10 protein-coding genes are annotated in these 13,434 nt (G+C 43.2%); 3 read left to right on the top strand and 7 right to left on the bottom strand.

Annotation, left to right across the window (positions count from 1 at the left end; translation table 11 throughout):
• Positions 1-59 precede the first annotated feature (59 nt).
• The gene (locus tag AKG98_RS07690; protein ID WP_067043743.1) at positions 60-1,511 is read left to right on the top strand and encodes a catalase; all 1,452 of its coding nucleotides are present in this window, start codon (positions 60-62) and stop codon (positions 1,509-1,511) included.
• Between the two features lie 58 nt (positions 1,512-1,569).
• On the opposite strand, the gene AKG98_RS07685 is transcribed toward AKG98_RS07690, so the two are convergent.
• The 6 genes from AKG98_RS07685 to AKG98_RS07660 form a co-directional block, all read right to left on the bottom strand.
• The gene (locus AKG98_RS07685) at positions 1,570-3,666 is read right to left on the bottom strand and encodes an acetoacetate--CoA ligase (protein WP_067043740.1); all 2,097 of its coding nucleotides are present in this window, start codon (positions 3,664-3,666) and stop codon (positions 1,570-1,572) included.
• A 7-nt stretch (positions 3,667-3,673) separates the two neighbouring features.
• Positions 3,674-4,642, bottom strand: a complete 969-nt coding sequence (locus AKG98_RS07680) for a hydroxymethylglutaryl-CoA lyase (protein ID WP_067043737.1) — start codon at positions 4,640-4,642, stop codon at positions 3,674-3,676.
• A complete protein-coding gene (locus AKG98_RS07675; protein ID WP_067043733.1) occupies positions 4,642-6,801 on the bottom strand; it encodes an acetyl/propionyl/methylcrotonyl-CoA carboxylase subunit alpha in 2,160 nt (719 codons plus the stop codon). The genes AKG98_RS07680 and AKG98_RS07675 overlap by 1 nt, the downstream gene beginning before the upstream one ends.
• Positions 6,802-6,806: 5 nt before the next feature.
• Positions 6,807-7,622: an enoyl-CoA hydratase-related protein gene (locus tag AKG98_RS07670; RefSeq protein WP_067043731.1), complete on the bottom strand. Its 816-nt coding sequence runs from the start codon at positions 7,620-7,622 to the stop codon at positions 6,807-6,809.
• A gap of 80 nt (positions 7,623-7,702) precedes the next feature.
• The gene (locus AKG98_RS07665; protein WP_067043728.1) at positions 7,703-9,310 is read right to left on the bottom strand and encodes a carboxyl transferase domain-containing protein; all 1,608 of its coding nucleotides are present in this window, start codon (positions 9,308-9,310) and stop codon (positions 7,703-7,705) included.
• 5 nt (positions 9,311-9,315) lie between these two features.
• Entirely contained in the window at positions 9,316-10,488 is a 1,173-nt protein-coding gene (locus AKG98_RS07660) for an isovaleryl-CoA dehydrogenase (protein ID WP_067043725.1), read from the bottom strand.
• Positions 10,489-11,093: 605 nt separating this feature from the next.
• Here AKG98_RS07660 and AKG98_RS07655 point away from each other — a divergent pair.
• The gene (locus tag AKG98_RS07655; RefSeq protein WP_067043722.1) at positions 11,094-12,302 is read left to right on the top strand and encodes a NupC/NupG family nucleoside CNT transporter; all 1,209 of its coding nucleotides are present in this window, start codon (positions 11,094-11,096) and stop codon (positions 12,300-12,302) included.
• 120 nt (positions 12,303-12,422) lie between these two features.
• Here AKG98_RS07655 and AKG98_RS07650 read toward each other — a convergent pair whose 3' ends face one another.
• Complete coding sequence (locus AKG98_RS07650) at positions 12,423-13,220, bottom strand: ATP-binding cassette domain-containing protein (RefSeq protein ID WP_304438674.1); 798 nt, start codon at positions 13,218-13,220, stop codon at positions 12,423-12,425.
• A gap of 142 nt (positions 13,221-13,362) precedes the next feature.
• Here AKG98_RS07650 and AKG98_RS22990 point away from each other — a divergent pair.
• Positions 13,363-13,434: helix-turn-helix domain-containing protein (locus AKG98_RS22990; protein WP_157534102.1), on the top strand; the 72-nt coding region annotated here is incomplete at its 3' end.

Here is a 13,434-nt window from a genome sequence, read left to right as displayed (position 1 = left end):
GAAAGCGTTACAAGCAATAAAAATAATAAATAATAAATAACATATAGAAGGAATTAGTGATGAGTAAGAAATTAACGACTGCTGCAGGTTGCCCTGTTGCGCATAATCAGAACGTCCAAACCGCGGGTAAAAGAGGCCCTCAACTGCTACAAGATGTGTGGTTTCTGGAAAAACTCGCACACTTTGATCGAGAAGTGATCCCTGAACGTCGTATGCATGCCAAAGGCTCTGGTGCTTATGGTACGTTTACCGTTACGCATGATATTACTCGATTTACCAAAGCGAAGATTTTCTCGGCAATTGGTAAAAAAACAGAGATGTTTACCCGGTTTACTACGGTTGCAGGTGAGCGTGGAGCCGCCGATGCCGAGCGTGATATTCGTGGTTTTGCAATGAAGTTCTATACAGAAGAAGGTAACTGGGATCTTGTTGGTAACAATACGCCAGTATTCTTCTTGCGTGATCCGCTTAAATTTCCAGATCTGAATCATGCGGTAAAACGCGACCCTAGAACGAATATGCGCAGTGCAAAAAACAACTGGGATTTCTGGACATCATTGCCTGAAGCGTTGCATCAAATCACAATAGTAATGAGTGATCGTGGTATTCCGGCAACGTATCGACATATGCACGGATTTGGTAGTCACACCTATAGCTTTATAAACAGTGATAATGAACGTTTCTGGGTTAAATTCCATTTCAAATCACAGCAGGGTATTAAAAACTTATCGGATGCAGAATCAGAAATATTGATCGGTAAAGACCGAGAAAGTCATCACCGTGATTTGTTAGAAAGCATTGATAATCGCGACTTCCCTAAGTGGACGCTGCAAGTGCAAATCATGCCAGAAGACGACGCATCTAAAGTGCCTTATAACCCGTTTGATCTGACTAAAATCTGGCCACATAGTGACTATCCACTGATTGAAGTGGGTGAGTTCGAGCTAAACCGTAATCCTGAAAACTTTTTTGCTGAAGTAGAGCAATCCGCTTTTAATCCAGCAAGCGTAGTACCGGGTATCAGTTTTTCACCAGATAAAATGTTGCAAGGCCGTCTGTTCTCGTATGGTGATGCACAACGTTATCGTTTAGGGGTTAATCACCATAGTATTCCGGTTAATGCGCCGCGCTGCCCTGTGCACAGTTATCACCGAGATGGTGCTATGCGTGTTGATGGTAACTATGGCGGTACGCTGGGTTATGAGCCAAACGATCAAGGGGAATGGGCCGAACAACCTGACTTCTCTGAGCCACCGTTAAGCTTAGATGGTGCCGCAGCGCACTGGGATCATCGCGAAGATGATGATTACTTCAGTCAACCTGGTGATTTGTTCCGACTTATGACGCCAGAGAAACAAGCTATTTTGTTTGATAATACGGCGCGTAACTTAGGGGGGGTACCAGAAGAGATTCAAATCAGACATTTAAGACATTGTTTTAAAGCCGACCCTGATTATGGCCATGGCATTGCTAAATTACTCGGCATTGATGTGAGTAAATATCAAAACTAGGCCCAGCATTAATTGATAGGGAATCGTATGTAGTATATAGGGTACATTAGTTTGTACCCTATTCGTGTTGTAATTCGGGCAAATCAGCAAACAAGCTTAATGCTTCAGGATTGGCGAGGGCATCTTTATTCGTCACTGCAATACCGTGTATGACATTACGCACGGCCAGTTCGACAATCTTACCACTGATGGTTTTGGGAATATCTGCTACCGCGATAATTTTAGCTGGGACATGTCTTGGAGTGGTATTGGTTCGAATGATATTTTTTATTTGCATGGTTAATCGCGTATCTAACTCGATATTTTCTGATAACCGCACAAACAAGATCACGCGCACGTCATCATGCCATTGTTGACCAATTGCAATTGACTCTTGTATCGCCGCTAGCTTTTCTACTTGTCGATATATTTCGGCGGTGCCAATACGCACACCTCCAGGATTTAATACCGCATCGGATCGCCCATGGATGATCACACCGACTTGGTTAATATGTATATCTTGCGGTATGTCATTTTCGGTATGCAAAGTACCGATGTGATGTTTCACCAATTCGCCATAATCACCCTGTGCCCAGATGTTATCAAAGCGGGTAAAGTAAGCGTTATGATATTTAAGATCATAAGGGTCTTGCCAAAAACCCGTAGGCATTGAAGGGAAGGGCTGGCGACAAACCAGTTCCCCTTTGCCTTCAATACTGTGTTTTGACCCTTCATTATGCATAAAGGTCACGTCCATGCCTAACCCTAAGCACTGCAGTTCACCGCGATACACAGGCAAGGTTGGCATGCCCAGTGTGAAGCAAGAAATAATATCGGTGCCACCACTGATACTTGAAACACAAATATCCTGTTTAATATATTGATAAATATAATCAAAACTTTCGTGTGACAAGGGGGAACCAGTTGATAACAAGGTTTTTAAATGACTGAGGTTATAGTCTTGCGCTGGCCGTAATAAGGCTTTATCACAGGCTGAATAATACTTGGCGCTGGCACCAAAAATAGATACTTTTTCTGTGTCAGCCAGTTCAAAAAGTATTTGCTGATGTGGGTAAAATGGTGAGCCGTCAAATAACACCAAGGTTGCGCCCTGAGATAAACTGCTCACCAACCAATTCCACATCATCCAGCCACATGTTGTGTAATAAAAAATGCGGTCATCTACCTTAACATCGGTATGTAAGGCGAGTTCTTTTACATGCTGCAGCAATGTGCCGCCGACACTGTGTACAATACATTTTGGCATGCCTGTCGTGCCTGAAGAATATAAAATATACAGCGGGTCTGAAAAACTAACCGGTTCGAATGTTAAAGAACGTGGAATTACGGCACTAAAATACCGCCAGTCACATTGTGCGGACTTATCACGGATAGGTGCATCAAGTTTGTTTGAATACGCGTTTTGTGTTGGTGCCGGTGTTGTTTTTAAATAAGATACGATGACGAGTTCATTTAACTCGGGCAAGGCGTTGGCAATGGCTGACACTTTATCCATGATATTAATTTGCTTTCCGGCATAACAATAACCGTTACACGCGAATAATAATTTGGGCTGGATCTGATTAAATCGGTCCATTACGCCTTGGAAACCAAAATCAGGCGAGCAAGATGACCAGATCGCGCCAATACTGGTTGTGGCTAACATTGCAATAATCGCTTCGCTGCTGTTGGGTAATAAACCAGCAACACGATCGCCTTTTACAATCCCTAATTCACGCATAGCGGCGGCGATACGAGTGACTTCATTTCGTAGTTGTTTATAGCTAAGTTGGGTGCGTCGACCATCTTCACCGTGGCTGATTATGGCTAACTTGTCTTCGTTATATTTTTCGTTTTTACAGGCTGAAATATTATTTGGGAATAGCAGGTTCTCTGCAAAGTTTAATGTTGAATCTGGAAACCATTGGCAGCGGTAAAAGCAGTCATCGTAAACAAAGATACGATCAAGGTTAAAGTTACCTTTGAATTTAAAAAAAGTAACTAATGAGCCCCAAAATATAGCCGTATTATTAATGCTCCACTGATGTAATTGCTGATAGTGTGCAAAAGTAAGGCTGTATTCATCACGCAAAAATTGCAAATAATGGTTAATGTTACTACCATCAATGCGCGCTTGGCTCGGTGTCCAGATTGGTACTGCGGACTCTACTGTCATTACAACCTCATATTAATGATTGAAATCGCGCTTGCGCGGTTGGGTAGGCTAAGGCGACTTTAGAGCCATTGGGACGATTTAAACGTTGGCAAATAAAGTTACCCGCAGTAATTAATTCATTGAGATCTACACCCGATTCAATCCCTAAGCCATTGAGCATATAAACCACATCTTCGGTGGCGACATTACCTGACGCGCCTCGCGCATAAGGGCAACCACCTAAACCTGCCACTGCACTGTCGATAACACGAATGCCTAACTGTAATGCGGCATAAATATTGGCTAACGCTTGGCCGTAAGTATCATGGAAATGTACAGCTAATTTACTGATGGGGACGTGCTGTTCGACGGCGTTGATCATCGTTTTTACCGCTTCGGGTGTGCCAACACCAACAGTATCCCCAAGGCTAATTTGATAACAACCCATGTCGTGTAACTGTTGAGCGATTTTTGCGACTTTGTTAACGCTTATGTAGCCTTCATAGGGGCAGCCAAGTGTGCAAGATATGTAACCACGTACGGGTAAGCCTGTCGCTAGCGCTTGTTTTACGACTGGCTCAAATTGACGCAGCGATTCGTTAATAGAGCAGTTAATATTCTTGCGGCTAAAGCTTTCAGACGCAGAACCAAATATTGCCACTTCATCGACATTCGCAGCGATAGCAGCATTTAAACCAATCAAATTGGGCGTTAACGCAGAATAAGTAACACCCTTAGTGCGCTTTATACGTTTAAATAGCTCGCCACTATTTGCCATCTGAGGCACCCATTTTGGAGAGACGAAGCTACCTGATTCGATCATGGTCAAACCGGTATGGCTAAGAATATTCACCAGCGATATCTTATCATTTAGGCTTATTTCTATTTCATTTTGTAGCCCGTCCCGCGGACCTACTTCGACAATTTTAACTGCTTCGGGCAGTAGATACGCTTGGTTAGAGCGCTGATTCAGGTTATCAGTGAGTCGCGACGTCATTACGCGTGTTCCTTGTTATCAAGTGTCAGGGATGGAGTTAATTGTATTAATTGAGCACCATCTTTGACCATGTCGCCATCTTGATAAAACACGGTTGTTACTGTGCCAGCTACGGGTGCATTGATATTGCACTCCATCTTCATCGCTTCCATCACGACTAAAGGTTCACCCGCCTCGACGATTTGGTCGGGTTGGCAAAGTACACTGACAATAACGCCATTCATTGGTGCGGTTATCTTTGTTTCGAGTTCATCTTCAATACTAGATCGTAAGGCCTTGTTTTGCACTGTGGATTGGATTAGAGATTGGCGTAATAGCACAGTGTTACTACCCGCATAAAAAACAGTGATGTGTAATGGCGATATAACAATCGTTGCTTTAATTTGATGACCATTGATACACGCGGTGAGTTCATTGCGATTAAGCTGACCACTCACAAGGCTATCTGAGCACACTTGATTTTTTTTCTGGTTTTCGTTTTGAGTGTGTTGATCACGGCTATTCACTGTGACTTGAAAACCCTGCGTTAATGTTGTCAGTGTGAGTGTGTAATGATGGTTGTCGTTATTGGTCGTTGTCAGTGCAAACTTTTTGATTGCGGGTTGATTTAAACGCCAGTTCGTTGTTTGAGACCAAGGGGAGTGTATATCATTGTTTATATTATGTATTACGGTATTACTGGTTATAGCATCCGCGGTAACGTGTTGTGATTCTGGATTTAACTGTAACGCGAGTCCCGCCAAGATTAAGACATAATTAAGATTAATTGTTTTAGGTTTTAAGACCTTAGCATGGGTGACAATAAAGTCAGTATTGAGGTTTGCTGCTTGCAGTGCCGGTACTTGTATTAACTGAGTTAAAAAACCGATGTTGGTTTTAATGCCTGCAATTTTATAATCAGCCAATGCGGCTTGTAGTCGCTGCAGGGCAAGGTCACGGTTATGATCCCAGACAATTAATTTGGCGATCATGGGGTCATAATACGGGCTGATCTCATCGCCTTGGACAACACCAGTATCAATACGCACGTGCTTGGATGCTACTGGTTGACTCAAAAATTCAATCTTCCCACTGGCGGGCATAAAATCCTTATCAGGATCTTCCGCGTAAATACGTACTTCAATCGCATGGCCATTAATGTGTACTTGGTTTTGGTGTAAGGGCAATGGTGCACCGTTGGCAATATGCAACTGCCATTCGACTAAATCTAGTCCTGTTATCATTTCGGTAATGGGATGTTCAACTTGTAAACGGGTATTCATCTCCATGAAATAGAACCGATCTTGTTCATCATATAAGAATTCCACCGTACCCGCCCCATGATAATTAATGGCTTTTGCGGCCGCAACTGCAGCTTCCCCCATGGCAATTTGAGTGGCGAGTGGTAATGCGGGGGCAGGGGCTTCTTCTAATATTTTTTGATGACGGCGTTGAATCGAGCAATCACGTTGAGAGAGATAAATGCAGTTGCCATGATGATCACTGAAAATCTGGATTTCGACATGGCGAGTCTTAGTTAAATAGCGCTCTATTAGCATGTCGTCATTGCCAAAACTGGCCATTGATTCTCGTTTAGTTGCGGCGAGAGCATGCGTAAACTCACTGGCGTGGTGGATGATACGCATGCCTTTACCACCCCCACCATAGACAGCTTTGAGTAGTTGTGGATAGCCAATTTTTTGTGCGTTATTTCGTAATGTTAGTTCATCTTGGCAATGCCCATGATACCCCGGGATCAGAGGTACGTGGGCGCTTGCCATAATGGTTTTAGCCGCGCTTTTACTGCCCATTGTGGTTATCGCATCCACACTTGGCCCAATGAAGATTAACCCTTGTAGCGAACATGCTTGGGCAAAGTCTGCGTTTTCGGATAAGAAACCATAACCAGGGTGAATGGCTTGAACATCGGACTCTGCTGCAATTTCTAAAATACGCGCGCGATTAAGGTAAGATTCTGTCGCTGGTGCAGGCCCTAAATAAAATGCTTCATCAGCCATGCTAACGTGGCGTGCATTGGTGTCCGCAGCGGAATAAATGGCGACACACTGAATACCAAGTCGCTGCGCTGTTTTTATGATTCGGCAGGCTATTTCACCGCGATTAGCGATGAGGATCTTGGTAAATGGCTTTGGCTTATTCGCGAACGAATGATGCGACATAGACGTTATTCCTTGCTCCAGTCGGGCTTACGCTTATTCATAAATGCATCGAGTCCTTCCTGAGCTTCGTTTGATACCCGAATTGCGGCAATACGCTGGCTTGTATCGGCAATTAATGTGTCGTTGATAACATGGTTGGTAATGTCATTAATGAGTGCTTTAGCTGCTTGCATTGCTGCGGGACTATTGCTGAGTAAAGCGTTGATAAAGGGCGTGGACAGTGTGTCTAAATCATCATCCACTTGATGGATTAGACCATACTCTAGTCCTTGTTCTGCGCTAAATACTTCACCTGTTAAACAATATCGTCGTGCTTGCCGAGGTCCAATCGCGGTAACAACATAGGGGCTGATTACCGCTGGGATAAGACCAATTTTAACTTCACTGAAGCAAAATTTGGCGGTGGTTGTCGCGAGGGCTATGTCACAACAGGCGACAAGTCCGATTGCGCCACCAAAGCAAGCGCCTTGTACTAGCGCTATGGTTGGTTTAGGGAATTGATTCAGCTTGTCCATTAACTTGGCTAATTGTACCGCATCGGATAGATTGTCTTGATAGCCGAGTTTGGCAATATCTTTCATCCACTTTATATCTGCCCCAGCAGAAAAGTGTTCGCCTTGGGCGCGTAATATCAATATTTTCACAGCTGGATCATGTTTTAACACCGCGAGGGTGGTAAGCAGGTGATTGATTGTGTCGGCACTAAATGCGTTGCGTACCTTGGTACGAGTGAGGGTGATAGTTGCAACACCCTGATTATCAATCGCCGTATGTAAGTGCTCTGCATTGATGATATTGAGTTGGTCTGAATTCTTTGTCATTCAATGATCCTAACTGTGATATTTGATTTGTGATTATGCATATTGAAGTAGTTTGGGCATATAAATTGAGATAGACAAAACTACATTCTAAAAATGCCAAACTGGGTATCTTTAATCGGTGCATTTAGTGCGGCGGATATCGCTAATCCGAGTACTTGCCTTGTTTGTAAAGGGTCTATAATGCCGTCATCCCACAGTCGTGCGCTGGCATAATAAGGGTCACCCTGGGTTTCATATTGTTCAATAATAGGGGCTTTAAATTTAGCTTCCTCGTCATCTGTCATGCTTTTATTATTACGTGCTAACCCGTCTTTTTTGATTTGACTGAGTACGCTTGCAGCTTGCTCACCGCCCATCACTGAAATTCTGGCATTCGGCCATATCCATAACAAGGTGGGGTCGTAAGCACGGCCACACATGCCATAATTACCGGCACCATAACTGCCGCCAATAATGACGGTAAATTTCGGCACTTGTGCGCAAGCTACAGCGGCAACCATTTTTGCGCCGTGCTTTGCTATGCCTTCTGCTTCGTACTTTTTTCCGACCATAAACCCAGTGATATTTTGCAGGAACACTAATGGGATCTTACGTTTGCAGCAAAGTTGAATAAAATGCGCGCCTTTTTGGGCAGATTCAGAAAATAAGATACCGTTGTTGGCGATGATGCCGACAGGGTAGCCCTGAATACGGGAAAAACCACACACCAGAGTTGTGCCATAGCATGCTTTAAACTCATCGAGTTCGGAGTTATCAACAATACGGGCAATGACCTCTTTAACATCGAATTGTTTTTTTAAATCGGTGCCAACAATACCGTACAGTTCGTGGCTATCGTATAGCGGTGGGGCACTGGGGTAAATGGTTAAATTAGGGCGCTTTACATGGTTGATATTGGCGATAGCTTGGCGTACCAGCTGTAATGCGTGGGCATCGTCTTGGGCATAATGGTCGGCAACCCCCGATATTTTACAATGCACATCGGCACCCCCTAATTCTTCAGCTGTGACTTCTTCGCCCGTTGCCGCTTTGACTAATGGAGGGCCAGCAAGGAAAATTGTACCTTGCTGTTTTACAATGATAGATTCATCTGCCATTGCGGGAACGTAAGCGCCACCTGCGGTACATAACCCCATGACCGATGCGATTTGTGGAATGCCTTTGGCGGACATATTCGCTTGGTTAAAGAAGATACGGCCAAAGTGGTCGCGGTCGGGGAAAACTTCATCTTGCTGGGGTAAAAATGCACCACCAGAGTCGACTAAATAGATGCAAGGTAGGCAGCAACGTTCTGCTATTTCTTGGGCGCGCAGGTGCTTTTTAACGGTTAATGGATAATAAGTGCCGCCTTTGACGGTGGCATCGTTGGCAATGATCATACATTCGATACCATTAACGCGCCCAATACCAGCCACCACCCCCGCAGCGGGAACCGCTTCGTGATAATACTGCCAAGCGGCAAATTGACCCAGCTCTAATAAGGGCGAACCGGGATCTAATAAAGCATCAATACGCTCTCGGGCAAGCATTTTACCTCGGGCTAAATGGCGCTGTTGTGCTATCTCACCACCGCCTTTTTTGACTTGTTCTAGGTTAATTTCTAGTTGTTTTACAAGATCGAGCATGGCTTGTTGTTTCGCCACAAAAATAGGGTGTTTGATATTGAGTGTTGTGCCTATTTTAGCCATGTATTCTAGACTCCTGACTCATTAAACAGTTCTCGGCCAATCAATATACGACGCATTTCTGATGTACCAGCGCCAATTTCATAGAGCTTTGCATCACGGAGTAAACGGCCTGCGGGGTATTCGTTGCTGTAACCATTTCCGCCTAACAATTGAATCGTATCGAGTGCCATTTTTGTGGCCAGTTCGGCGCAATATAAGATCACGCCAGCGCAGTCTTTACGGCTGGCTTCGCCGTTGTCACAAGCGCGGGCAACGGTATAGGTATAACATTTAGCTGCGTTCATTTGGCTATACATATCGGCTATTTTGGCTTGCACAAGTTGGAATTCACCAATGGCTTTACCGAACTGTTTACGCTGGTGGATATAAGGGACGACTAGATCCATGCAAGCATCCATGATCCCGAGTGGTCCGCCAGTTAGCACAAGGCGTTCGTAATCAAGGCCACTCATTAATACGTGTACGCCTTGATTGAGTTCGCCCAGGATATTGTCTTTGGGTACACGGCAATGTTGAAACACAAGTTCACAGGTATTGGAACCACGCATGCCTAATTTGTCCAGCTTTTGCGCTTGGCTAAACCCATCAAAACTGCGCTCAACAATAAAAGCAGTAATACCATGGCTGTTTAATTCGGGTGCTGTTTTTGCGTAAACGATATAAGTACTGGCTTCGGGTCCGTTGGTGATCCACATTTTGTTGCCGTTTAGTATGTAGTTGTCACCTTCCAATACCGCACTTAATTTCATTGAAACAACATCAGAACCCGCATTGGGTTCGGTCATGGCTAATGCGCCTACGTGTTCTCCGCTAATGAGTTTGGGCAGGTACTTCTGTTTTTGCTGGACATTGCCATGCCGAAATATCTGATTAACACAAAGATTAGAATGTGCGCCATAGCTTAATCCTACTGATGCAGATGCACGGCTAATTTCCTGCATCGCGATGACATGAGCAAGGTAGCTCATATCTACACCACCATATTCTTCGCTGATGGTGATACCCAATAATCCCATATCACCAAACTTTTGCCACATATCTGCTGGAAACAGATTATCTTGATCTATTTGTGCTGCGCGTGGGGCGATTTCATCATTTGCAAACGCTGTCACGCTGTCACGCAGCAGTTCGATGGTTTCGCCAAGGGCAAAGTTGAGTGATGTGTAGGAGTTGGCCATTTGTGCCCCTATTTAGATGATTAAGTGAAGGATTATGTCCACTCACGGTCATTAAGGTTCTCGGTAATTAATCTTGTCTTTCATTAATTTGAGTATGGTAGTTAACGAGTGGGGTTGCCAATTTGTATACTGATCGGTGGATGTCATTAAAGTTTAATATCTACGTGTTTAGTTTAAATTTTAAGCACTAATTTGTGTTTTGTAATTAATGTTAAATAAGGTTGTTAATGTGACTTAGATCTCTATATAATTCCGTTCCGGCCAGAACCAACGAGTTTAGCCACCTTAGTTACAAGCCGTCATCAAGGAAATGTGAGCGACCCAAGGAATTTGGACCAGCGTGACTGTAGCTTGCGATCAAGGTGACTCGTATGTTGTTATTGGGCGGACTGACTAGATTATTTTTCTTCTAAAATACTGTTTTTCCTCACCTCATATACCAATGCACGTAATACCCATTGCAATAAAATACTGATCATTAATCAGGTCTAAGTTAATCCCACTGGGTGTTAATTTTTCCTGCGTTTACTGCCATCTAAATTTTATTACAATCGGTATAACACCTTCATTTTTTATACATCTATTTTTATGAGCAGAATGAAATTATGCAGTTGTTAATTAGCTTAGTCGGTATAGTAGTACTTATTTTATGTGCATGTGCACTTTCTGAAAATCGCAAAGCGATCAAATGGCGTACCGTGGGTGGTGCATTGTTTCTACAAGCTAGTTTTGCTGCACTTGTACTTTACTCTTCTATTGGTCAGTCAATGCTTGGCGCAATGAGCAGTGGTGTGGCGAGTGTCCTTGGTTTTGCTGATGTAGGTATCCAATTCCTATTTGGTGATTTAGCGACGGAAGGTTTTATCTTTGCGATCCGTGTATTACCTTTAGTTATTTTTATTAGTTCGCTTATTTCATTGCTTTATTACATTGGTGTAATGCAGTGGGTAATTAAAGTGATTGGCGGTGGTATCCAGAAATTTCTTGGTACAAGTCGTGTTGAATCATTAGCAGCAACAGGTAATATTTTCCTTTCTCAAGGTGAGTCGCCATTACTGGTAAAACCGTTTTTACCAACAATGACACGTTCAGAATTATTCGCTGTAATGACGGGTGGTATGGCATCGGTTGCGGGTAGTGTACTGGGTGGTTATGCAGGTTTAGGTGTTGAACTTAAATACCTGATCGCAGCAAGCTTCATGGCGGCACCGGGCAGTTTATTGATGGCTAAATTATTAGTGCCAGAGCAAGAAACTGTAACGGAAGACGCTGATGTTGTAATGGAAAAAAGCGAACACAGTAACGCGATTGATGCATTAGCTGCGGGTGCGATGAATGGTATGAAGGTTGCTGTGGCAATCGGTACTATGTTAATTGCATTTGTGAGTGTAATTGCAATGGCCAATGCTGGTTTAGAAATGGTGGGTAACTGGGTAAGCATTGAAAACTTAACATTACAAAGTGTACTGGGTTATATCTTTGCTCCACTCGCCTTTATGATTGGTGTACCTGAACATGAAATGCTTATTGCTGGTTCATTCATTGGTCAAAAAGTGATTCTAAATGAATTTGTTGCTTTCATGGACTTCGCTGCCGTTAAAGAGACTATTTCTGAGCACAGCCAAGTTATTATTACGTTTGCATTGTGTGGTTTTGCTAACATTGGTTCTATCGCAATTCAAATCGGTTCTATCGGTGTGATGGCGCCAGAGCGTCGTTCAGATGTTGCAAACTTAGGTTTTAAAGCGGTACTAGCAGCAACACTCGCTAACTTAATGAGTGCTGCATTAGCGGGTATATTTATTAGCTTGTAAGGCTGAGATTACTGGATATTGTAATAATTCAGTAAGTAAAAACATTAAAATAGAAAGGCACACTTTAACGTTTGGTTGAAGTGTGCCTTTTTTGTTATTACAGGTTTAATTAACGAGCATTCAACTTGCTTTCGCTAATGTGCCTGTATTTTCATCCGCCGATAATAATCGTTTCCCGTCTTTGCTAAAGAGGTGTAAGTGCTGTTTTGCAACATTCAGGGTTAATATTTCTTTGCTTGAGAAGTGTTGCTCGGGCGTTAAAGCCGTAAATATTTTATCATTGACTAAGCCATGTACGAGTTGATTCGGTCCTAATGGTTCAACCGCTTGGACTGTAAGTGAAAAATTTAACCCCGTGTTTGAAGGCGCTAACAAAGCATGTTCGGGTCTAATGCCTAACTGGATTGTTTGCGCTGGCAAATGAGCGTATTCGGATAAGAATATACTTTGATGTTCAAATTTTACGACGCTATCGATAATTTCAGCCTGATGAAAATTCATCGCGGGACTGCCAATAAAACTCGCGACAAAGGTACTTGCTGGCTGGTGGTAGACTTCGGCAGGCGTACCAACTTGTTCAATCACACCTTGATTCAATACTATGATGCGGTCTGCTAGCGTCATTGCTTCAACTTGGTCATGTGTGACATAAACACTGGTTACGGCTAATTCTCGTTGTAGCTTCTTAATTTCTAAACGCATGTGCGCACGTAATGATGCATCTAAGTTAGATAAAGGCTCATCAAATAAGAACAATTGGGGATCGCGTACAATTGCGCGACCCATAGCAACACGTTGGCGTTGACCACCTGATAACTTAGCTGGCTTACGATCTAGATAGTCCGCTATTTTTAATGTTGCAGCTACTTTCTCGATTTTTAGTGCAATTGTTTTTTTATCACCTTTGACGAAAAACACTGTCCTTTAGGGCGGTGATGTAAGTCATTATTACGTAGCAATAAGCACTCTGTGTTGTTATTAATATTGACATATTTGCACATAGAGTCTACGTTTAGAACTTGGTACTGTATATGGATACAGTTATATAAGGTGCTGAAAATTGAAACTTATTACGTATAAATACAGGTTCTACCCAAACAATGAGCAGGTAACAATACTTGCTCAGACATTT

The sequence above is a fragment of the Moritella sp. JT01 genome, assembly GCF_001574435.1.
In the GTDB taxonomy this organism is placed as follows: Bacteria; Pseudomonadota; Gammaproteobacteria; order Enterobacterales; family Moritellaceae; genus Moritella.
This window is presented reverse-complemented; position numbering and strand designations above follow the sequence as displayed.